The organism is Pseudomonas sp. B6001 (assembly GCF_013386015.1).
Taxonomy (GTDB): Bacteria; Pseudomonadota; Gammaproteobacteria; order Pseudomonadales; family Pseudomonadaceae; genus Aquipseudomonas.
On the sequence record NZ_JACAOX010000013.1, the window covers coordinates 60872 to 82437 of the forward strand.

The 21566-nt window shown below is 62.3% G+C and carries 25 protein-coding genes; 13 read left to right on the top strand and 12 right to left on the bottom strand.

The window, feature by feature from the left end; genetic code table 11:
* Positions 1-55 precede the first annotated feature (55 nt).
* Positions 56-1516, top strand: a complete 1461-nt coding sequence (locus HX821_RS14505; RefSeq protein ID WP_177035947.1) for an ATPase domain-containing protein — start codon at positions 56-58, stop codon at positions 1514-1516.
* A 6-nt stretch (positions 1517-1522) separates the two neighbouring features.
* Positions 1523-1885 (top strand): response regulator, encoded by a 363-nt coding sequence (locus HX821_RS14510; RefSeq protein ID WP_003210009.1) that lies wholly within the window; start codon positions 1523-1525, stop codon positions 1883-1885.
* 98 nt (positions 1886-1983) lie between these two features.
* On the opposite strand, the gene HX821_RS14515 is transcribed toward HX821_RS14510, so the two are convergent.
* From HX821_RS14515 to HX821_RS14535, 5 genes are all read right to left on the bottom strand, one after another.
* A complete protein-coding gene (locus HX821_RS14515) occupies positions 1984-2682 on the bottom strand; it encodes an OmpW family protein (protein ID WP_102369992.1) in 699 nt (232 codons plus the stop codon).
* Between the two features lie 96 nt (positions 2683-2778).
* The gene (locus HX821_RS14520; RefSeq protein ID WP_008436468.1) at positions 2779-3300 is read right to left on the bottom strand and encodes a DUF3299 domain-containing protein; all 522 of its coding nucleotides are present in this window, start codon (positions 3298-3300) and stop codon (positions 2779-2781) included.
* Between the two features lie 11 nt (positions 3301-3311).
* Positions 3312-4577 carry an ABC transporter permease gene (locus HX821_RS14525; protein WP_177035948.1) on the bottom strand — a complete coding sequence of 422 codons (1266 nt, stop codon included), beginning with the start codon at positions 4575-4577 and terminating at the stop codon, positions 3312-3314.
* Position 4578: 1 nt separating this feature from the next.
* Entirely contained in the window at positions 4579-5289 is a 711-nt protein-coding gene (locus HX821_RS14530; RefSeq protein ID WP_177035949.1) for an ABC transporter ATP-binding protein, read from the bottom strand.
* A 148-nt stretch (positions 5290-5437) separates the two neighbouring features.
* Positions 5438-6049 carry a DUF2796 domain-containing protein gene (locus tag HX821_RS14535; RefSeq protein WP_177035950.1) on the bottom strand — a complete coding sequence of 204 codons (612 nt, stop codon included), beginning with the start codon at positions 6047-6049 and terminating at the stop codon, positions 5438-5440.
* A 135-nt stretch (positions 6050-6184) separates the two neighbouring features.
* Between HX821_RS14535 and HX821_RS14540 the strand changes: the two genes are divergently transcribed.
* A complete protein-coding gene (locus HX821_RS14540; RefSeq protein ID WP_087692349.1) occupies positions 6185-6532 on the top strand; it encodes a hypothetical protein in 348 nt (115 codons plus the stop codon).
* A 3-nt stretch (positions 6533-6535) separates the two neighbouring features.
* On the opposite strand, the gene trxA is transcribed toward HX821_RS14540, so the two are convergent.
* The 3 genes from trxA to HX821_RS14555 all read right to left on the bottom strand — a co-directional run bounded on the left by trxA (position 6536) and on the right by HX821_RS14555 (position 8672).
* Positions 6536-7408 carry a thioredoxin gene (gene trxA, locus HX821_RS14545; protein WP_003209995.1) on the bottom strand — a complete coding sequence of 291 codons (873 nt, stop codon included), beginning with the start codon at positions 7406-7408 and terminating at the stop codon, positions 6536-6538.
* A gap of 152 nt (positions 7409-7560) precedes the next feature.
* Positions 7561-8217, bottom strand: a complete 657-nt coding sequence (locus HX821_RS14550) for a methyltransferase (RefSeq protein ID WP_087692350.1) — start codon at positions 8215-8217, stop codon at positions 7561-7563.
* A complete protein-coding gene (locus tag HX821_RS14555) occupies positions 8214-8672 on the bottom strand; it encodes a YbaY family lipoprotein (RefSeq protein ID WP_003209991.1) in 459 nt (152 codons plus the stop codon). Before HX821_RS14555 ends, HX821_RS14550 begins: the two co-directional genes overlap by 4 nt.
* A gap of 139 nt (positions 8673-8811) precedes the next feature.
* Here HX821_RS14555 and nrdR point away from each other — a divergent pair, with 139 nt between their 5' ends.
* The 10 genes from nrdR (at position 8812) to HX821_RS14605 (ending at position 16230) form a co-directional block, all read left to right on the top strand.
* Positions 8812-9282 carry a transcriptional regulator NrdR gene (nrdR, locus tag HX821_RS14560; RefSeq protein ID WP_003209990.1) on the top strand — a complete coding sequence of 157 codons (471 nt, stop codon included), beginning with the start codon at positions 8812-8814 and terminating at the stop codon, positions 9280-9282.
* Positions 9279-10415, top strand: a complete 1137-nt coding sequence (ribD, locus tag HX821_RS14565; RefSeq protein WP_177035951.1) for a bifunctional diaminohydroxyphosphoribosylaminopyrimidine deaminase/5-amino-6-(5-phosphoribosylamino)uracil reductase RibD — start codon at positions 9279-9281, stop codon at positions 10413-10415. Before nrdR ends, ribD begins: the two co-directional genes overlap by 4 nt.
* 34 nt (positions 10416-10449) lie before the next feature.
* Positions 10450-11127 (top strand): riboflavin synthase, encoded by a 678-nt coding sequence (locus tag HX821_RS14570; protein ID WP_003209988.1) that lies wholly within the window; start codon positions 10450-10452, stop codon positions 11125-11127.
* Between the two features lie 16 nt (positions 11128-11143).
* Entirely contained in the window at positions 11144-12235 is a 1092-nt protein-coding gene (ribBA, locus tag HX821_RS14575) for a bifunctional 3,4-dihydroxy-2-butanone-4-phosphate synthase/GTP cyclohydrolase II (protein ID WP_003209987.1), read from the top strand.
* A gap of 90 nt (positions 12236-12325) precedes the next feature.
* Positions 12326-12802, top strand: coding sequence for a 6,7-dimethyl-8-ribityllumazine synthase (gene ribE / locus HX821_RS14580; RefSeq protein WP_003209986.1), 477 nt, complete (start codon positions 12326-12328; stop codon positions 12800-12802).
* Complete coding sequence (nusB, locus tag HX821_RS14585) at positions 12799-13299, top strand: transcription antitermination factor NusB (RefSeq protein WP_003209985.1); 501 nt, start codon at positions 12799-12801, stop codon at positions 13297-13299. The genes ribE and nusB overlap by 4 nt, the downstream gene beginning before the upstream one ends.
* Positions 13300-13317: 18 nt before the next feature.
* Positions 13318-14271, top strand: coding sequence for a thiamine-phosphate kinase (gene thiL / locus HX821_RS14590; RefSeq protein WP_087692351.1), 954 nt, complete (start codon positions 13318-13320; stop codon positions 14269-14271).
* A 128-nt stretch (positions 14272-14399) separates the two neighbouring features.
* Positions 14400-15017 (top strand): GTP cyclohydrolase II, encoded by a 618-nt coding sequence (gene ribA, locus HX821_RS14595; RefSeq protein WP_003209983.1) that lies wholly within the window; start codon positions 14400-14402, stop codon positions 15015-15017.
* Positions 15014-15433 (top strand): MFS transporter, encoded by a 420-nt coding sequence (locus tag HX821_RS14600; RefSeq protein WP_177035952.1) that lies wholly within the window; start codon positions 15014-15016, stop codon positions 15431-15433. Before ribA ends, HX821_RS14600 begins: the two co-directional genes overlap by 4 nt.
* A complete protein-coding gene (locus HX821_RS14605; RefSeq protein ID WP_177035953.1) occupies positions 15433-16230 on the top strand; it encodes a cobalamin-binding protein in 798 nt (265 codons plus the stop codon). Before HX821_RS14600 ends, HX821_RS14605 begins: the two co-directional genes overlap by 1 nt.
* Before the next feature lie 107 nt (positions 16231-16337).
* Here the strand turns inward: HX821_RS14605 and HX821_RS14610 are convergent, their stop codons facing one another.
* The 4 genes from HX821_RS14610 to HX821_RS14625 all read right to left on the bottom strand — a co-directional run bounded on the left by HX821_RS14610 (position 16338) and on the right by HX821_RS14625 (position 21511).
* Positions 16338-18233: a TonB-dependent receptor domain-containing protein gene (locus HX821_RS14610; protein WP_177035954.1), complete on the bottom strand. Its 1896-nt coding sequence runs from the start codon at positions 18231-18233 to the stop codon at positions 16338-16340.
* A gap of 142 nt (positions 18234-18375) precedes the next feature.
* Positions 18376-20274, bottom strand: coding sequence for a 1-deoxy-D-xylulose-5-phosphate synthase (dxs, locus tag HX821_RS14615; RefSeq protein ID WP_177035955.1), 1899 nt, complete (start codon positions 20272-20274; stop codon positions 18376-18378).
* A 110-nt stretch (positions 20275-20384) separates the two neighbouring features.
* Positions 20385-21272 carry a (2E,6E)-farnesyl diphosphate synthase gene (ispA, locus tag HX821_RS14620; protein ID WP_008436503.1) on the bottom strand — a complete coding sequence of 296 codons (888 nt, stop codon included), beginning with the start codon at positions 21270-21272 and terminating at the stop codon, positions 20385-20387.
* Positions 21269-21511 (bottom strand): exodeoxyribonuclease VII small subunit, encoded by a 243-nt coding sequence (locus HX821_RS14625; RefSeq protein ID WP_003209964.1) that lies wholly within the window; start codon positions 21509-21511, stop codon positions 21269-21271. Before HX821_RS14625 ends, ispA begins: the two co-directional genes overlap by 4 nt.
* Positions 21512-21566 lie beyond the last annotated feature (55 nt).

A 21566-nucleotide genomic window follows, 5' to 3' on the forward strand; every position in this document is an offset into this window, starting at 1 on the left:
GTTAGCATCGTAAACCTTCGGCTCAAGAGCCTGTTGTTCACATCAGGGTTGCATTGTGGAAAAGCTAAATCGCCTTCAAAGCGGAATAGAAGGGCTGGATGCTCTGCTCAAGGGTGGGCTAGTCGCAGGTGCCTCCTACATCATCCAGGGGCGCCCGGGATCCGGTAAAACCATCCTCGCCAATCAGCTGGGGTTTAACCATGCGCGCAATGGGGGCCGTGTACTGGTGGCCACGTTGCTGGCCGAATCCCACGACCGTTTATTTCAGTTCCTCTCGACCCTGAACTTCTTTGATGTTTCCCGGGTGGGGGCTGAAATTCAGTTCGTCAGTGCGTTTGACACCCTTGAGAACGAAGGTCTCGATGAGGTGGTCAAGCTGCTTCGGCGTGAGATCAGTCGCCAGAAGGCCACCGTGTTAGTGGTTGATGGCTTGCTCAATGCACGCTCCAAGGCTGACTCGCCCATCGACACCAAGAAATTCATTTCCGAGCTGCAAGGGCACGCTGCGTTCGCCGGTTGTACGGTGCTGTTTCTCACCAGTTCCCGGTTGGACGACGGCAGTCCCGAGCACACCATGGTTGATGGTGTGATCGAGATGGGTGAAGAGCTTCACGGCAGCCGTTCAGTGCGCCGTATTCAACTGCGCAAGACTCGCGGCAGTGGTGCACTGACCGGATTGCACGAGTGTGAAATCACCGACGATGGCCTGGTGGTTTATCCGCGTCTGGAAAGCCTCTACAGCCATCCGTCTTTACCTGACAGTGCTGATCTGACGCGTATCACCAGCGGCATCGGTTCGCTGGACGCCATCATCGGCGGTGGCCTGCACAGTTCGTCCGTTACCCTCGTCATGGGGCCTTCCGGCGTCGGGAAAACCACATTGGGGCTCCGGTTCCTCGCTGAGTCGACAGTGGAAGCGCCGGGCCTGCATTTCGGTTTTTATGAAAGCCCGCAGCGGTTACGCCTCAAAGGCCAATCGCTGGGTATTGATATCAAGGGTATGGAAGAAAGTGGTGCGCTGAGTCTTGCCTGGCAACCCACGACAGAAGGCCTGCTCGACGGTCTCGGCGCACGTCTGCTGAAAATAGTTGAGGAAAAGGGCATCAAGCGCCTGTTCATCGACAGCTTGAGCGGCATGACCCGAGTGTCGACAAACCCGGCACGTATCACTGATTTCTACAGCGCCCTGATGAGCGAGCTTCGTGCCCGTGGCGTAACGGTGTTTGCCTCATGGGAGATGCGTGACGTTTTTGGTTCGGAGGTCAGCTCTCCAACCCCGGACCTGTCCAGTATTGTCGATAACCTGCTGCTGATGCGTTTCTTCGAGATTCAATCTGAACTAAGAAGAATGCTTTCGATTCTTAAGGTACGAGACAGCTTCTACGATCCTTCGCTTCTTGAAGTGGTAATCCATGAACACGGCGTTGACTTGAAGAAGGCATCAAGAAATGCATTGGCTGTCGCTGATGATTCCTGGCGGCCGGGCTCAACGTCCAAAGTCTCTGATTCGGGTTGAATTGACATGACCACCATCCTGGTCGTCGACGACGAGTATTTGATCGCTGACATTCTCGGCTATGCGCTGGAGGATGAGGGGTACATGGTCGTAAAAGCGAGCAATGGCCAGAAAGCACTCGAGGTCCTGGAGCGCGAGCGGCCAGCGTTGATCATCACCGACTTCATGATGCCGGTCATGGATGGCCAGGAGTTTGCCGAAGCGGTTCGCGCCCTGCCGGCAGTCAAACACTTGCCCATCATTCTGATCAGCGGAGCCCAGGCTCATATTGGTATGGAGCGGTCGGACTTGTTCAATGCGGTGTTGAAAAAGCCGTTCAACATTGACTTGGTCATCGCTGAAGTTCGCCAACTCCTGGCTGAAGCCTGAATCGCAGCACACGGACGTGTGCCTGGCCTCTGATTGGCGCTTGCCTCCAGGGGAAGCCTCACAAAAAAGGCCCTGTACAACAGGGCCTTGGGTAGAACCTAGAACTTGTAGCCAATACCGACCATGTACACCATCGGGTCAACATCCACATTGACCTTGGCCCGAGTGCCCTGGCCCAGCGCGTTGTTATCCACGGTGGCCTTGGTGCTGATGTCGATGTAGCGCGCCTGGGCGTTGATCATCCACTTGTCGTTGATCATGTAGTCCGCACCGATCTGCGCGGCCCAACCCCAGGAGTTTTCCGCCTTGAAGTTGCTGAAGCCGGCCTGCTCGGCGCGGCTGCCGACGTGCTCGTCGTAGATCCAGGTGTAGTTGATACCGGCGCCGATGTACGGTTGGAATACCGACTTGCTGTCCAGCGGGTAGTACACGACGCTCAGGGTCGGTGGCAGGTGCTTCAGCGTACCGAGCTTGCCGTTGGCAGCGCCCAGGGCGGTGTTCTTGATCTTCACATCATGTTCGAACGGCGTGGCCGCCAGCAGTTCGATACCCCAGTGGCTGGTGAACATGTAGGCGAAGTTCAAGCCCAGCTGGGTGTCGCTGCTCATGGTCGCCTTGCCGCCCAGGTTGGTCCCTGCCAGCGGGCCCTGGTCAACCTTGACACTGCTGCTGTCCGCTTTCGGGTTGACGGTGATGGCACCGGCGCGAATCAGGATGTCACCCGCTTCGTGAGCGTGGGCAACAGGGGCGACGAGGGCGAGCGCGACAAGCGACGCGCCGAGCAGGGACTTGTTCATGGGAGCTCCAAAGGACGTTATTAATTGCTTGTGTCCAATGGTAAAGATCGTAACGTTCGAGCTTTTGACTCAGCTCAATGAAAGCGCAATCACGGGTTATTCCTGCAACTCGTACACATAGATCTTGTCGGCATCCATCTGGTAGCCGGCATCGGCCAGTTCACTGCTGGACGGTTTGACCTGCATCTGGCCTTCGATCCAGTACGGTTGATACAACTCGTCGAGCTTCACGCCGACTTCGCTTTTGACATGCACGATCTGGTTCGACGGCGGTGGCGGTACATGGATGCACGCGCCGAAATACGGCACCAGCAGGAACTCCGTGGTGCGACCTTCTTCGCTGACTTCCAGCGGCACGATATAACCCGGCAGGCGGATGTGCTTGCCGTCCAGGCTTTGTACGACCGGCGCGTTGGGCAGGTCCTGCTTGGCGGCCGGCGCTGACTCCACCGACAACGCATCGGCCATGCCCGACAAGTCGTGCAGCGGTTTCATGTTGGGGATTTCCGGCGGCGCGTCCGGCGGGATCATCTCCTGCCACGACAGGTCCTTGGGCTGGTCTTCAGCCCACACGGGCAGGGCCACCAACAGCAACAACGCAAGCACGACGCGACGCATCAACAGCTTCCTCATAAACGTATCGACAGGCCGTCGGCCAACGATTGCCGGTAGGCGCGCCAGGCCGGCACGCTGCCCATCAGCAGGGCTGCGACGAGAATACCGCCGAGCAGGGTCCATTCATATTCGCTCGGCAACGACAGCGGCAGGTCCAGGCCGTAATTGGCCTGCAAATACCCGCGCGACGCGGCGATGCACACATACAGCAGCCCGACGCCGGCGATCACGCCCGACAATGCCAGGGCGAAGGCTTCGAAGATCAGCAAGGTCGCAATATGCCAGGGCCGTGCGCCCACCGAACGCAGGATTGCCATTTCCCGGCGGCGCTCGTTGAGGCTGGTGAGGATCGCGGTGAGCATGCCGATCAAACCGGTCAGTACCACGAACAGCGAGATCACGAACAGCGCTTTTTCAGCCGTGCCCATCATGCTCCACAGCTCTTGCAGCGCCACGCCCGGCAGGATCGCCAGCATCGGCTCGCCACGGAATTCGTTGATCTCCCGTTGCAGGGCGAAGGTGGAGATCTTGTTGTTCAAGCCGAGCATGAACGCGGTGATGGCTTGGGGCGTCAGGTCCATGTTGCGAGCCTGGTCGGCGCTGATCCGGCCTTTGCCCTGGGCCGGCACGCCGTTGTGCCAGTCGATGTGAATCGCTTCCATGCCGCCGAGGCTGATATGCAGTGTGCGGTCCACCGGAGTGCCGGTGCGCTTGAGAATGCCGACCACGGTGAACGGCTTGTCGTCGTGCTTGACCAGGCTGACTAACGCCACGCCGTGGGCCAGCACCAGCTTGTCGCCGAGCTTGTAATGCAGCGCGTCGGCCACTTCGGCGCCGAGCACCACTTCGAATGGATCGGTGGCGAAGGCGCGGCCGCTGGCCAGTTCCAGGTTCTGCCGGCGGCCGTATTGGTAGTGTTCGAAATAGGATTCGTTGGTGCCCATCACGCGGTAGCCACGGTGGGAGTCGCCGAGGGAAATCGGGATCGCCCATTTTACCTGCGGGTTGGCCGCGAAGTGTTCGTAGCTGTCCCAGCGAATGTTGTTGGTGGCGTTGCCGATGCGGAACACCGAATACAGCAGCAAATTCACCGAGCCGGAGCGCGCGCCGACGATCAGGTCGGTGCCGCTGATGGTGCTGGCGAAGCTGGCGCGGGCTTCGGTGCGTACCCGTTCCACCGCCAGCAACAGGCACACCGACAGGGCGATGGCGAAGGCGGTGAGGATCGCGGTAAAGCGGCGGTTAGCCAGGCTGGCCATGGCTAGTCGAAACAAATACATCTCAAACCTCTGCGGGCGTGGCGGCGCGATTGAGTTCGGCCAGCGACAGGTTGCGGTCGAACAGCGGCGCCAGGCTCTGGTCATGGCTGACGAACAACAGGCTGGCGCCTGCTTCGCGGCATTCGGCGAACAGCAACTGAATGAAGGCTTCCCGGGCGTCGTAGTCCAGGGCCGAGGTCGGCTCGTCGGCGATCACCAGCTCCGGCTGGCCGATCAGCGCACGGGCAGCGGCCACCCGTTGTTGTTGGCCGATGGACAGGGAGTCGGCGCGGCGCTCCAGCAGGCTCTTGTCCTTCAGGCCCAGGTGGGCGAGCAAGGTCGCGGCAGCCTGGTCGACGCTGCCGTGACGCTGGATTGCCCGCTGTGCCCGTAACGGTGAAAAGTGGCAGGGCAACTCGACGTTCTCGCGCACCGAGAGAAACGGCAACAGGTTGAACTGCTGGAAGATGTAGCCGGTGTGGTCGACCCGGAAACGGTCGCGGGCGCCGGCCGAGAGTTCGGTCAGTTCCTGGCCCAGTAGGCGGATGCTGCCCCGGCTGGGCTTTTGCACACCGCCCAACAGGCCGAGCAGGGTGGTCTTGCCACTGCCGCTGGGGCCCTTGAGGAACAGGGTTTCCCCCGGCTCCAGGCGGAACGTGGGGATGTCCAGCAACTGTGGGTGACCGGGCCAATTGAAGCCCAGGTCAGACAGTTCGATAAGTGCTTGGGTCATAGGGAGGTCAGTGGTCTGGCTCGATTTGGATGATGACACCGATCAACGGTAGGAGCTGGCTTGCCTGCGATGGCATCACCGCGGTGTTTCTGGAGCACCGCGGCGTCTGCATCGCAGGCAAGCCAGCTCCTACAGTGTGGTGTTTACATCAGAATTTCAGGGTGGCTGCTGTGGCAGTCGCTTCCACACCCTGCTGGCCGCTCGGGCCAATGAGTTGTACCTGAATTTTCTGGGTGGCGGGGAAGGTCTTGAACACCTGGGTCAGGTCGAGGTTGCTCAGGGCGGTCGGCGTGCCGCAAGTGAACTGGTAGTGAGCGTGGATTTCGCTGTGGTCGTGGTGATGTTCGTGGGCGGCGGCGCCTTTGCCATCGGTGGCGTGGTCGTCATCGTCTTCATCGTGGTCGGCTTCAGGCTTGTCGCCGAACAGCGGGCTGTTCAGTTCCTGGGTGCTGATCACGCAACCGGCGGCCTTGGGCAGGCTGAACAGCACCAAAGGTTGTTCAAGTTGTTTGCGGGCAGCGGCGACCTTGGCTTTGTCGGCGGACGTTGTAGCGAGGTGTTCGAAGCCCACCAGGTTCATCGCCGGGCTGTCCAGTTCCAGCTCCAGGGCCTGGCCGTCGAGCACCGCATTGAGGCGACCCACGCCGTGTTCGTGGGCACCGAGGCTGCCGTGCTCGTGATCATGGTCGTGCTCGTCGGCAGCGTGGGCGATGGCCAGTGGCAACAGGGCAAACGGCAAAGCGAGCAGCAAACGGCGCATGGTGGAGCTCCCGGACAAAGATGAAAGTTTTGTTATGTGATCTTATAACAATTTTGCTAGGAGTTTGACCGCCCGCTTGGCGTAGCGCAAGACGCGTGGGAGCATGCTCGTCAGAAAAGTGCGGGAGTAAGTGCGATGTTGAGAATTCGTGGAACCGTCGGTGACCTGCCGGTGGACTTGACCCTGGAGCTGGATGACGGCGATTGGGCCCAGTTGGGCGCGCAGTTGCAGGCCAGCAAAACCCCGAGTGCGGAACCGGTAGTGACGCCGGCGGCGGGTAACCTGGACGAGAGCCTGTGGCAGGCCGCCCAGGATTTACTGCGCAAGGCCGGGCAACTCAACGGCCTGGAATTGCTTGATCAGTTGGAAGGCCTGGCCGGCAGCGCCTCGGCGGGCAAGCGCCTGCTGGTGCGCCTGCGCCATAGCGCCAAGGTCAAGGTAGCCAGCGGCGGGGATACGCCGCTGTACAGTTGGATCGAGTAACGATCAGTAAAGCGCGGCGAACAGCTTGCGGCGGTATACGGTGACCAGCGGGTGATCGTTGCCGAGCAGTTCGAACACCTGCAACAGCGTCTTGTGGGGCAGGCCTTCGCTGTAGCTGCGGTTGCGGATGAACAGCTTGAGCAAGCCATCCAGCGCGGCGTCGTATTGCTGGCGCGCCAGTTGTTGCACGGCCAGTTGGTACACCGCCTCGTCATCCTGCGGGTTTTGCGCCAGGCGGGCTTTCAGGTCTGCGGCGTCCGGCAGGTCGGCGGCCTGGCGCAGGAAAGTGATCTGCGCCTTGGCGCCGGCCAGTGCGGCCTTGTGATCATCGCTCTTGACGGCGTCGAGCACGGTTTGCGCTTCGCCCAGTTCACCGCGCTCGGCCAGGCAGCGTGCGTACAGGATCAGCGCGGCGGCGTTGGTGTTGTCTTCGCCAAGCAGGGTGACCAGCACGGCCTCGGCGTCGGTGATACGGCCTTCGGCAAACAGCGCCTGGGCCTGCTCCAGTGGATCGGCAGCCGCCGGTGGTGGCATCTGCACATGGGGCTCCAGCATCGCGCGCACGGCGGATTCAGGCTGCGCACCGGCAAACCCATCCACTGGCTGGCCATCCTTGAACAGCACCACGGTCGGCAGGCTGCGAATGCCAAAGCGCGAGACCACGTCCGGCTCGGCATCGCAATCGACCTTGGCCAGCAGCAACTCACCCTGATAACTCTCGGCAATCTGCGCGAGCATCGGCATCAACGCCTTGCACGGCGCGCACCACTCGGCCCAGAAATCCACCAGCACGGGTTTTTCGAAGGAGTTCTGGATCACCGCCTGATCGAAGGTGGCGGTGGTGGCATCGAAGATGTACGGCGTGGGCTCACTCATGGGGAATCTCGAAGAAAGCAGGGGATGGGGCAACTATAAGGGTTGGTGGGGTTAGCTGAAAGCGGGGCGGTCTCAGGATCGCAATCGCAGGCAAGCCAGCTCCCACAGGGGAATGCATTTCAAATGTGGGAGCGGGCTTGCCCGCGATGCTCTCAAGCGCGCTGCGAATGGTACAGGCTCACCTTGCGAAACTCCCACGGCTCGGCCAGGTCGGGCAGTGTCAGGGCGTCGAGGATACCCAGGCGCTGATACTCCGGGTGCTGGAAGTCCCGAACCCGGGAATCGGCGACCAGCGCTTCGCGGCCGCGTGTCAGGAATTGATCCAGCAGCGGCAGGTTCGCCCGGTCGTATAGCACATCGGCGACCAGGATCAGGTCAAACCGGTCGGCTTCGGTGAAGAAGTCTTCTGAATAGCCCAGTGTTACGCCGTTGAGTTCGGCATTCGCCCGGCAGGCAGCCAGGGCCAGCGGATCCAGGTCGCACGCCACCACTTCCAGCGCTCCGGCCTTTACCGCGGCAATCCCGGCAACACCCGAACCTGCGCCGAAATCCAGCACCCGCTTACCCGCGACCCACTCGGGGTTGGCCGCCAGATATCGCGCCAGCGCCAGGCCACTGGCCCAGCAAAAGCTCCAGTACGGCGGCTCATGCAGGATGCGCCGGGTTTCTTCGGGGCTGAAGGCGCGGTCCATGTTGTCGGCGTCCAGTAACCACAGCGACAACTCGGTGCCCGGCAGCGGGCAGGGCACCAGTTGGGCGTCGCCGATCAGTTCGCTCAGTGCGCGTTGCAGGCCCAGCGGTGGCGTCATGGTGCGGGAACGAGTTGCAGCGGCCCGGTGGTCTGGGTGATCGCCTGGGTGATGCGCACCGGCGGCAGGTGCAGGATCAACTGGCCGGACTGGCTGGCGCGACCACGCAATTCAACGCGCCCGCCCGCCGGGAACGCTTGCGGGTTGAAGCGCAGGCGGAAGGCCAGAGGCTTGTTGTTGCCGATCAGCACGCTGCTGGCCAGCAGTTGTTGCGGGCGCGAACGGTCGTCGATCACCAGCAGCGCCAGTTCGACTTCGGCACCCGCCGGTATACCGTTCAATTGGCCGCTGACTTCACGCTGGTAGGCGGGCAACGGGCCGAGATCTTCTTCCACGCCCGGCAGTTTTTTCTCTTGTTGCGGTGCCGGAGCCGGCGCCGCAGGTTTTGGGGCATGGCTGCTGCAGGCGACCAGAAAACCGAGCAACGTGAGCAAAACAAGTGGTCGTAACTGCATGTACGGCTCCAGAAAGGACAAAATCCGTGGCTTAAAAAATATGAAACATAATAGTCAGCCTATATACCGTAAAGGCTATGGCTTGTCTTGCCACAGGGATGCGCTACCATGGCCCTCCCATTTTTTGTTGCCTGCCACCATGCACTGTCCCTTCTGCGGTGCCAACGACACCAAGGTCATTGACTCGCGTCTGGTCGCCGAGGGCGAACAGGTGCGTCGCCGGCGTGAATGCCTGGCCTCTGGCTGCGGTGAACGTTTCACCACCTTCGAAACCGCCGAACTGGTATTGCCACGTCTGATCAAGACCGACGGCAGTCGCCAGCCTTTCGACGAAGAAAAACTGCGCGCCGGAATGCAGCGCGCCCTGGAAAAACGCCCGGTGAGTGTCGAGCGGCTGGAAGCGGCACTGGTGCATATCAAGCACAAGCTGCGCGCCACCGGCGAGCGCGAAGTCAAATCCCTGGTGGTTGGAGAACTGGTGATGGGCGAGCTGCAAAAGCTCGACGAAGTCGCCTATATCCGTTTCGCCTCGGTGTATCGACGCTTCCAGGACCTCAACGAGTTCCGCGAAGAGATCGACCGCCTGGCCCGTGAGCCGGTAAAAGAATGAACCCACCTTCGGCAGAACAAGCGGTACTCGACGCCCATTACATGGCCCGTGCCCTGGAACTGGCGCGCAAGGGCCTGTACACCACCCACCCCAACCCCCGGGTTGGCTGCGTGATCGTGCGTGACGGGCAGGTTGTCGGCGAAGGCTGGCACGTGCGCACCGGCGAACCCCATGCGGAAGTCCATGCCCTGCGGGCAGCGGGCGACAAAGCCCGGGGCGCCACGGCCTACGTGACCCTTGAACCGTGCAGCCACCACGGGCACACGCCGCCGTGCGCCGATGCCTTGGTGAATGCCGGCCTGGCCCGTGTGGTTGCGGCAATGCAGGACCCGAACCCGGAAGTCGCCGGGCGTGGCATGCGCCGCCTGGCCCAGGCCGGGATCGAGACCCACAGCGGCTTGCTGGAAAACGAAGCGCGGGCGCTTAACCCGGGCTTTCTCAAGCGCATGGAGCATGGCCTGCCGTTTGTGCGGGTCAAGTTGGCCATGAGCCTGGACGGTCGCACCGCGATGGCCAACGGCGAAAGCCAATGGATCACCGGCCCGGCCGCCCGTGCCGATGTACAGCGCCTGCGTGCCCAGGCCAGTGTGGTGCTGACCGGCGCCGACACGGTGCTGGCCGATGGTGCTCGCCTGACCGTGCGCGCCGCCGAACTGGGTCTGGATGAAGAAACCACCGCCCTGGCGATGTCCCGTCCGCCGCTGCGTGTGCTGATCGACGGCCGCCTGCGGGTGCCGCTGAATACGCCGTTCTTCAAGGCTGGCCCCGCGCTGGTCATCACCTGCGTGACGCCGGACAACCAGTACCCCACAGGCCCCGAGTGCCTGGTGGTGCCGGGTGTCGACGGCCAGGTCGACCTGCGTTCCGCGCTGGTGGCCCTGGCGGCCCGTGGTGTCAACGAAGTGTTGGTGGAAGCCGGCCCAAGCCTGGCGGGTGCCTTCGCCCAGCAAGGGCTGGTGGACGAGTACGTGATATTCGTCGCCGGCAAGTTTCTTGGCTCTGCCGCCCGGCCTTTGCTGGACTGGCCGCTTGAGAAACTGGCCGACGCCCCCCAACTCAAGATCACTGAAATGCGCGCTGTTGGCGATGACTGGAGAGTCACTGCCATCCCTCTGCCATCAGCGAGCGTATAATTCCCGGCCTGCGCCACGTCTTCAGGAGAACGGCATGTTCACCGGCATTATCGAATCCATCGGCAGCATCCGTGCAATGACCCCAAAAGGCGGCGATGTACGCCTGCTGGTTGAAACCGGCAAGCTCGACCTGAGCGACGTCAAACTGGGCGACAGCATCGCCGTCAGCGGTGTGTGCCTGACCGTCATCGAGTTGCCTGGCAACGGCTTTGCCGCCGATGTCAGCCGGGAAACCCTGGACTGCACCGCGATGAACGACCTCAAGAGCGGCAGCCCGGTGAACCTGGAAAAAGCCCTGACCCCGACCACCCGCCTCGGTGGGCACCTGGTCAGCGGCCACGTCGACGGGGTCGGCGAAGTGGTTGCCCGCAGCGAAAACGCGCGTGCCGTGGAATTTCGCATTCGCGCACCGAAAGAGCTGGCCAAGTACATCGCCCACAAAGGCTCGATCACCGTCGACGGCACCAGCCTGACGGTGAACGCCGTGAATGGCGCCGAATTTGAACTGACCATCATTCCCCACACCCTGAGCGAAACCATCATGGCGTCGTACCAGCCGGGTCGCCGGGTGAACCTGGAAGTCGACTTGCTTGCCCGTTACCTGGAGCGCCTGTTGTTGGGCGATAAGGCCGCAGAGTCTGACTCTCTTCAAGGGCCCGCCGGGAACATCACTGAAAGTTTTTTAGCCGCTAACGGCTACCTTAAATCCTGACCCAAGGGGGTGCCGCGTGGCGCTCAACAGCATCGAAGAACTGGTTGAAGACATCCGCCAAGGCAAGATGGTCATCCTCATGGATGACGAAGACCGCGAGAATGAAGGCGACCTGATCATGGCCGCCGAGTGCTGCCAGCCGGAACACATCAACTTCATGGCCAAGCACGCCCGTGGCCTGATCTGCATGCCGATGAGCCGCGAGCGCTGCGAGCTGCTGAAGCTGCCGTTGATGGCGCCGCGCAATGGTTCCGGGTTTGGCACCAAGTTCACCGTGTCCATCGAAGCCACCACCGGTGTCACCACTGGCATCTCCGCTGCTGACCGCGCCCGCACCGTACAAGCCGCTGCCGCGAAAGACGCCAAGGCCGAAGACATCGTCAGCCCGGGCCACATCTTCCCGCTGATGGCCCAGCCGGGTGGCACCCTGGCTCGCGCCGGCCACACCGAAGCGGCCTGCGACCTGGCGCGCATGGCCGGTTTCGAGCCGAGCGGTGTGATCTGCGAAGTGATGAACGACGACGGCACCATGTCCCGTCGCGCCGAGCTGGAAGAATTTGCCGCGCTGCACAACATCAAGATCGGCACCATTGCCGACCTGATCCACTACCGGATGATCCACGAACGTACCGTTCAGCGGATTGCCGAGCAGCCGCTGGACAGCGAACTGGGCCAGTTCAACCTGGTGACCTATCGTGATTCCGTGGAAGGCGACGTGCACATGGCCCTGACCCTGGGCACCATCTGCGCTGAAGAGCCAACCCTGGTGCGGGTGCACAACATGGACCCGCTGCGGGACCTGCTGATGGTCAAGCAGCCGGGGCGCTGGAGCCTGCGGGCCGCGATGTCCGCGGTGTCCGAGGCCGGCAGCGGTGTTGTATTGCTGCTGGGCCATCCGCTGGATGGCGACGTGCTGCTGGCGCATATCCGCGAAACCGCCGACCACGCGCCGGTGAAAAAACCGACCACCTACAGCATCGTCGGGGCCGGTTCGCAGATCCTGCGGGACCTGGGCGTGCGCAAAATGCGCCTGATGAGTGCGCCAATGAAATTTAATGCCATATCCGGTTTCGACCTGGAAGTAGTAGAATACGTGCCCTCCGAATAAAGGCCGGCGTTGTTTGCCCCTTGTTCGCGGTTCAAATATCACTGAGGGGCGCGCACTAAGCGCGTCCCGGCTCTTTAAGAGATTTGTCGAATGACCCTGAAGACCATCGAAGGTACCTTCATCGCCCCCAAAGGCCGCTATGCCCTGGTGGTTGGCCGCTTCAACAGCTTCGTGGTTGAAAGCCTGGTAAGCGGTGCCGTGGATGCCCTGGTTCGCCACGGTGTGAGCGAAAGCGACATCACTATCATCCGCGCTCCTGGCGCCTTCGAAATTCCACTGGTTGCGCAGAAAGTTGCACAGCAGGGTGAATACGCGGCGATCATCGCCCTGGGCGCGGTCATTCGTGGCGGCACTCCGCACTTCGAATACGTGGCTGGCGAATGCACCAAGGGCCTGGCCCAGGTGTCCATGGAGTTCGGCGTGCCGGTCGCCTTTGGCGTGCTGACCGTTGATTCCATCGAACAAGCCATCGAGCGTTCCGGCACCAAGGCCGGCAACAAAGGTGCTGAAGCTGCCCTGTCCGCCCTGGAAATGGTCAGCCTGCTGGCGCAGTTGGAGGCCAAGTGATTAGCGACGACAGCGATCAGTTCAACCCCCAGGACCCGCGCCCGGCAGACGCCGGCAAGCCATCGAAAAGCGAAAAGCGTCGTTCGGCCCGCCAGCTCGCGACCCAGGCTTTGTACCAGCGCCACATGGCGAAAACCTCGCTGAACGAAATCGAGGCGCAGTTTCGCGTCGACAACGATTTCAGCGCGGCCGATGCCAGCTACTTCCACGACATCCTGCACGGTGTTCCGGCCAACCTGGCCGAGATCGACGCTGCACTGACGCCGTGCCTGGACCTGGCGATCGAAGAGCTGGACCCGGTTGAACTGGCCGTACTGCGCCTGTCCACCTGGGAACTGCTCAAGCGCGTCGACGTGCCTTACCGCGTTGTGATCAACGAAGGGATCGAACTGGCGAAAGTCTACGGTTCCACCGACGGTCACAAGTTCGTCAACGGCGTGCTCGACAAGCTGGCCCCGCGCCTGCGTGAAGCCGAAGTGAAGGCGTACAAGCGCTAACTGGCGCTTGCTGACGCAATGGGCGAGTTTGAGCTGATCCGCAACTACTTCGCCGCCGCGCCCTGTGCGCAGGGCGGCGAAGGCATTGCACTGGGGATTGGCGACGACTGCGCCTTGCTGGCTGTTCCTCCCGGGGAACAGCTGGCGATTTCTACCGATACCCTGGTGGCCGGCGTGCATTTTGCCGACCCCTGCGATCCGTTTCTGCTCGGCCAGCGCTCGCTGGCCGTGGCAGTCAGCGACCTGGCAGCCATGGGCGCCAATCCCCTCGCGTTTACCCTTGCCCTCACCACCCCGACGGTTGATGCCGATTGGCTGCAACGCTATGCCCAGGGCTTGAACGCCATGGCGCAGGGTTGTGGCGTGGTTCTGGTAGGTGGCGACACCACCCGTGGGCCGCTGAGCCTGACCATGACCGTGTTTGGCCGGGTGCCGGCGGGCCAGGCCTTGACCCGCAGCGGCGCGCGGCCCGGCGACTTGCTGTGTGTGGGCGGTGAGCTGGGTAACGCAGCGGGCGCCTTGCCGCTGGTCCTGGGGCAGCGCACGGCGGAGGCGGCTATCGCCGAGCCGCTGCTGGCCCATTACTGGTCGCCGCAACCGCAGTTGGCGCTGGGCTTGGCGTTGCGGGGCAAGGCCACGTCTGCCATGGATATTTCCGACGGCCTTTTAGCTGATTGCGGGCATATCGCCAAGGCGTCGGCTGTCAGCTTGTTGATCGAGCAGCAAAAACTGCCGTTGTCCGCCGCCTTGCTGGCGTTCGTCGGTGAGGCGGATGCCCGGGTGGCCGCGTTGAGCGGGGGGGACGACTACGTACTGGCGTTCACCTTGCCGCCCGCCGAACTGGCGCCGCTGTTGGCCGCCGGTGTACCGGTCCATGTAATCGGCCGGGTCGAGGCGGGGCAGGGCGTTACCCTGCTGGATGCGTCTGGCCAGGACGTCACGCCGGCCATTCGTGGCTATCAACATTTCTGAAAGGCATAGAACCAAGCTGAAGGCCAATCGAACCTATTGATCTTTATCAGCGATAATTCAGCTTAAGCGTCTGTAGGAACCTACTGTTACAATCCCTCCCCTGTGAAATCTGAAATCAGGAGCACAAGGTGCCCGTCGTTTTCGTCGCCGCTTCCAAGCTGCCAACCCCTTTTGCCACGTTCACCATGAATGGCTTTCTTGAAGAAGCCACCGGGCGCGAACACGTTGTTCTCAGCCTCGGTGACGTGGCGGACGGTGCCCCGGTCCTCGGTCGCGTGCACTCCGAGTGCCTGACCGGCGATGCGCTGTTCAGCCAGCGCTGTGACTGCGGCTCGCAACTGGAAGCCGCCCTGCAGGCCATCGCCCGCGAAGGCCGTGGCGTGTTGCTGTACCTGCGTCAGGAAGGCCGTGGCATTGGCCTGCTGAACAAGATCCGCGCCTATGAGCTGCAAGATGGCGGCGCCGACACTGTGGAAGCCAACGAGCGCCTCGGTTTTGCCGCTGACCAGCGCGACTATGGGATCTGCCTGCCGATGCTCCAGCACCTGGGCGTCAAATCCCTGCGGCTGATGACCAACAACCCGCGCAAGGTCAAAGCCTTGACCGACATGGGCATCACCGTCGCCGAGCGCGTGCCGCTGCACACCGGCCACAACCCGCACAACAAGCTCTACCTGGCCACCAAGGCCAGCAAGCTCGACCACATGATGGGCAACGAGCACCAGGGCGAGGCCGATCGGGCGTGACGCGCGGCCAGGTCAAGCGGCGGCTGTCGTTTAACTGGTGGCAATACCTGGCGTTGGCGCTGGCGCCGTTGTTTGTGATCAACCTCGTGTTTGGCAAGGCCGAGCCTTTGCTGCCGGTGCTGGCGATGCCGTTTTTTATCGCCGGCGTAGCCTCGATGTTTGTCAGCCTGCGTTACTTTCATGGCTATAAACACGCGCTGATCGCCACCGGCAAAGCCCTCGATACCCCTGAAGAACCGGTTGCCTGGATCACCCTCGCGGCCCGCCGTCGTGTGGCGTTGCTGGTGGCTGCACTGCCGGCCTGGGTCGGCGCGCTGGCGGTGTTTGTCGGGCTGGAAGCGGTGCCGCTGTTTCTGTTGGCACTGTCGACCCTGGTGCTGTTCTACCTCTACCGCATCCCGCGCCAGTTGGGTTGATGCGCGTCTGGCTGGCGGTGTGGCTGCTGGTTGTCGCGGCCCAGGCTGCGGCGGTCGAGCGGGTGGTCAGCCTTGCGCCTTCGTTGTCTGAAATCGTCGTTGAACTGGGGGCCGCCGATTTGCTGGTGGGCGTGCTGGATGGCGGCGAGCGGCCACAGGCGTTGGCGAACGTGCCGTCTGTGGGCAACTACGGGCAGTTGGACATGGAGCGGCTGCTCAGCCTCAAGCCCGACCTGATCCTGCTTTGGCCCGGCAGCGTCGGCCCGGGCCAGCGTGAACAGCTGCAACGCCTGAACATCCCGGTATTTGTCGCCGAACCCCACAGCCTCGAACAACTCACCTCACAGGTCGAAACCATTGCCCGGCAACTCGGGCGGGATGACGCCGGCCGGCAATTGGCCGCGCAGTTGCGTCAGCGCTTGGCCGAATTGCGCTCGCGCTATCACCGGGCCGAGCCGTTGCGGGTGTTTTATCAGGTGTGGAACCAGCCGCTGTACACCGTGGGTGGCGGGCAGATCATCAGCGATGCGCTGAGTGTGTGCGGCGCGCGCAATGTGTTCGATGACCTGAAATTACCGGCACCGCAGGTCAGCATTGAGTCGGTGTTGCAGCGTAATCCCGAGGTGATTCTGGCGGGCGATCAAGCGCAGCTGGATGCCTGGAAAGCCTGGCCCCAGGTGGCGGCGGTGGCTGGCGGGCGTTTGCTGGTGGTGCCTGACAAGGGCCTGGAACGGCCCAGCGGGCAGATGCTGCAGGCGGTGGCGCGGTTGTGTCAGGTGATTGCACCGGGGCTGTGAGACCGCTATCGCAGGCACGCCAGCTCCCACATTTGACCGAGTCGTCTGGATAAGCACGGTCCCCTGTGGGAGCCGGGCTTGCCCGCGATGAGGCCGGTGCAGACGACTTAGAGTTCCGGCGTCCAGGTCACCCCGAACATCAGCGCCCGGCCTTCCTCCCGATAGCCATATTGCTGGCCTTGATACTGATACAGCGCCCGGCTGTAGTCCTTGTTCAGCAGGTTATCGAGCTTCATTTCCAGCGTGACTTCATGGTTCACCGCCCAACTGCCCCGTAGCCCCAGCAAGCCATACCCGCCCAGGCGTTGCTGGTTCACCGCATCGTCGTAGCTGCTGCTCACCGCTTGCCAGCTGGCGCCGACGCCGAATTGATCGAATTGGCGATCCAGGTCCAGGCTCAGGGTGCGCCGGGCTCGACGCGCCAGTGTGCGCCCGGTGTCGCGGTCGCGTGGGTCGATCAATGCAACGGCGAGGCTGCTTTGCCAGCCGAACAGTTCTTGCTTGAGCGCTGCCTCGAAGCCGTTGATGCGTGCGGCGCTGACGTTTTGCGGGCCGTTGCTGGCAAACACGATCGCATCCTGAATATCGGTGCGGTACAGCGAGGCTTCCAGTCGGCTGCTGTCGCTGAGCTGGCTGCGCCATTGCACTTCGTAGCTTTTCGATGTCTCGGGCTTGAGGTTCGGGTTACTGTTTTTGAAGCCGAATTCGTCCGGGTAGTAGAGGTCGTTGAACGTAGGCGCGCGGAAGCCTTCGCTGTAGCTCAGCAACAGATCATTGTCCGGGTTCAGCGGCAGGGTGAAGGTGCCGCTCCAACTATTGTGGCCGCCGAACTGTTGGTTATCGTCGCGACGCAGGCCCAGTTCAGTGGAAAAGGACTGGGCTTGAAAACGGTGCTGGATAAACGCCGCTCGATTCCAGCGACTGTCTTCGGCGAACGCTGTGCTGCTGTTGACCTGGTCCTCGTACCAGTCGCCGCCCAGTATCAGGCTGTTCTGCTCATTGAGGGTCAGGTCGTTCTGCCAGTTCAGTGAGTTGCGGTAAGTGTTGAACACGCTGCGTTCGGTGCTGAGCTTGTCCCGGGTTTCTTCGCGGTTTTCGCTGTGGCCCGCTTCCAGCCGGGACTTCCACGTGTCATTGATACGCGCGTCAACATAGGTGCTGACACTGCTCACGTTGAAGTGGGTGTAGGGCTTTTGCTGGAAGCTTTGGAAGGTGGTCGAATCGAAGCGACCGAACGGGTTGTCGAATTCGCTTTTGCCGCGGTTATCCAGCACGTTCACACCCGCTTCGAGGTCATCGTTGAAGGCATGGCTCAGGCTGAAACTGATGGCCTGGTTGCGATAGGCGTCATGGTCACGGTCGCTGGGATAGGAGTCGTACGTGCGATTGATTCCGGCCGTGTCATCCAGGCTGGCGCCGAGGTTGAAGCGAGTTTGCGCATCGCCGCCGGACAAGCCCAGGCTGCGTTCCCACGTCTGGTTGCTGCCAAATCCCACATGCAGGCGGGGTTGCAGGCCGGACTCGTTACCACGCCGGGTGAAAATCTGGATCACCCCGCCAATCGCATCGCTGCCGTAGATCACCGAGCGCGAACCACGCAGGACTTCCACGCGTTCGATCTGCTGGATGTTCAGGTGCTGCAGGTTGCTGTCGCCGGAAGTCGAGTTGCCGATGCGCTGGCCGTCGACCAGCACCAGGCTCTGGGCCGACTTGGTGCCACGAATGTAGACGCTTGCCAGGCTGCCACGGCCACCGGCCTGTGAAACCTGCACGCCGGGCACGCGGCTGAGCAAGTCGGTCACGCTGGTGGGTTGCAGGCGGTCGATGTCGTCGCGGGTGAAGACGGTGTTGGCGGCGCTGCTGTCGTTGCGCGCCTGGACCTGGCGGTTGGCGCTGATCACCACGTCGGGCAGCTTGAGGGCTTGGTCGCGATCGAAACTGTCGGCGAGCAGGTCGGTGGCGGGCAGTAACAGAAGGGGCAGGGCGAGGCGAAGGCGGTTCATGGGCTGTCCGTAGCATTTGAAGTTGGCATAAAACAAATGTGGGAGCGGGCTTGCTCGCGAAGGCGCAGTGTCAGTCAATGCATCTGTCGACTGACCCAGCGCTTTCGCGAGCAAGCCCGCTCCCACATTTTTAATCGCGTTTCTACAGGCCCAGCAGGGCCATGCGCTGACGAACCGAAGCTTCAATCCCGGATTCATCCAGCCCGCACTCGGCCAGCATCTGCGCCGGCTTGGCATGCTCGACATACACATCCGGCAGGCCCAGGTGCAGCACCGACTTGAGGATATTCTCCCGTGCCAGGAACTCACTGACTGCCGCACCGGCGCCGCCCATGATGGCGTTTTCTTCGAGGGTCACCAGCAGCTCATGGCTGCCGGCGATCTCGCGCACCAAGGCCTCGTCCAGTGGCTTGACGAAACGCATGTCTACCACCGTGGCGTCGATCTTCTCGGCCACTTTCAAGGCTTCAGCCAATTGCACGCCGAACACCAGCAAGGCAACGCCGCTGCCCTGGCGGCGGACGATACCCTTGCCGATTTCGATAGGCTCAAGGTCCTTTTCGATCACCGCATTCGGACCATTCCCCCGCGGATAGCGCACAGCCGCCGGGCCGTTGTACAGGTGGCCGGTGCTGAGCATCTTGCGCAGTTCGTTCTCGTCGCTCGGGGTCATCACCAGCATGCCGGGGATGCAGCGCAGGTACGAGAGGTCGAAGCTGCCGGCATGGGTCGGGCCGTCTTCGCCCACCAGGCCCGCACGGTCGATGGCGAACAGTACGTCGAGGTTCTGCACCGCGACGTCATGAATCAACTGGTCATAACCGCGTTGCAGGAACGTAGAGTAGATCGCGACTACCGGCTTGGCGCCTTCACAGGCCATGCCCGCGGCGAAGGTCACCGCGTGTTGCTCGGCGATGGCCACGTCGAAATAGCGCAGCGGGAAACGCTCGCTGAACGCCACCAGGTCGGAACCTTCCTTCATCGCCGGGGTGATGCCCACCAGGCGCGGGTCGGCGGCGGCCATGTCACACAGCCATTCGCCGAACACACCGGAATACTTTGGCCCGCTGGGCTTCTTCGGCGCGGCGGCCGGGGCGTTCAGCGGTTCCAGCTTGGTGATCGCGTGGTAACCAATCGGGTCGACTTCCGCCGGGGCGAAGCCTTTGCCTTTCTTGGTCACGATATGCAGGAACTGCGGGCCTTTAAGGTCACGCATGTTGCGCAGGGTGGCGATCAGGGTTGGCAGGTCATGGCCGTCGATCGGGCCGATGTAGTTCCAGCCCAGCTCTTCGAACAGGGTGCCGGGAACCAGCATCCCCTTGGCATATTCTTCGGTACGACGGGCAATTTCCCACGCGCCGGGCAGACGCGAGAGCACCTTCTTGCTGCCTTCACGCATGCTGGCGTAAGTGCGGCTGGAGAGGATTTTTGCCAGGTAATTCGACAGGCCACCGACATTGCGCGAGATCGACATGTCGTTGTCGTTGAGGATCACCAGCATGTTGGCGTCCACTTCCGGCGCGTGGTTCAGCGCCTCGAAGGCCATGCCGGCGGTCAACGCGCCATCACCGATCACCGCAATCGCCTTGCGATCGCTGTTTTGCAGGCGGGCGGCAATCGCCATGCCCAACGCTGCACTGATAGAGGTGCTGGAGTGGCCGACGCCAAAGGTGTCGTACTCGCTCTCGGAGCGGCGCGGGAAGGCGGCGATGCCATCCTTCTGGCGCAGTGTGGCCATGCGCTCGCGGCGTCCGGTGAGAATCTTGTGCGGATAGGCCTGATGACCCACGTCCCACACCAGCCGGTCGTCCGGAGTGTCGAATACGTAATGCAGCGCAATGGTCAGCTCGATGACGCCCAGGCCGGCACCGAAATGCCCACCGGTCTGGCCGACCGTGTAGAGCAATTCCAGGCGCAACTCATCGGCCAGGGTTTCCAGCTCGGCTTCACCCAGGCGGCGCAGGCCGGCTGGCGTGTTGGCACGGTCCAGCAGGGGCGTGGCCGGGCGCTTGCGGGGAATCTCTTGAAACGTCGTGGGCATCAGGCGAATCGTTATAGGTATAGAAGAGGCGGCAGTTTACCTCAAGCATCGCAAACTGCCCACGCAGAGCGCCGAACTTGGCTGATATGCGGTGGAAAAGGCCGCTGTTGTCAGTGGCGACGTTCGACGATATACCGCGCCAGGTCACGCAGTGGCTCGGCAGCCGCGTCGAAAGGTCGCAGGGCATCCAGGGCCTGGTCCCGCAGCTCCAGGGCGTACGCCTTGGCGGCTTCCAGCCCGAGAAGCGAAGGATAAGTCGGCTTGTCCCGTGCGATATCAGCACCCTGGCGCTTGCCGAGGGTCGCGGTATCGCTTTCAACGTCGAGAATATCGTCCTGCACCTGGAACGCCAGGCCGATGGCCCGCGCGTAGGTTTGCAGCGCCGCCAGTTGCGCAGCTTCGGCACGGCCACTGGCCAGGGCGCCGAGGTGCACGGCGGCCTCGATCAGCGCGCCGGTCTTGTGGCGGTGCATGTATTCCAGGGCTTGTTGATCGAGCTTCAAACCGACCGAACCCAGGTCAATCGCCTGGCCGCCGACCATGCCGGCAGGCCCTGCGGCCAGCGCCAGCGCGGTAACCATGCGCAGACGGATCTCGGCGTTGACGCTGCTCAGGCGCGGGTCCAGCAGGGCGCTGAACGCCAGGCTTTGCAGGCCGTCACCGGCGAGAATCGCGCAGGCTTCATCAAAGGCTTTATGGGTAGTGGGTTGGCCGCGACGCAGATCGTCGTCGTCCATTGCCGGCAAATCGTCGTGTACCAGGGAGTAAGCGTGGATCAACTCCACCGCACAGGCGGCGCCGTTGGCTTCCTCCGCCTGGGCGCCGAGGGCTTCACAGGCCGCATAGGCGAGCAACGGGCGAACGCGCTTGCCACCGTTCATCACGCTGTAGCGCATGGCCTCATACAGGCGGTTCAGCTCAGGGCTGGGCGCGACAAACAGCGGATCCAGCGCAGCATTGACCCGGGCCTGGCTGCCGGCCTGATAAGCGTCGATCATTCAGGCTGTTCCGCATCGAAAGGTTCTTCGGCCAACTCCCCATCGCGTTCCAGCAACACCTGGACCTTCTGCTCCGCCTGCGCCAGGGCGCTCTGGCAGTCGCGGGTCAGGCCGATGCCTTGCTCGAATGCGGTCAACGAGTCTTCCAGCGACAACTCGCCGTTCTCCATACGCTCGACCAGGGTTTGCAGGTCGGCGAGGGATTGTTCGAAATCGAGTGCAACTTTTTTGCGGGCCATGGCGGCTATTCCGGTAGACGGTAAACCGGCGCGACACTAGCAGACATGGGGGATT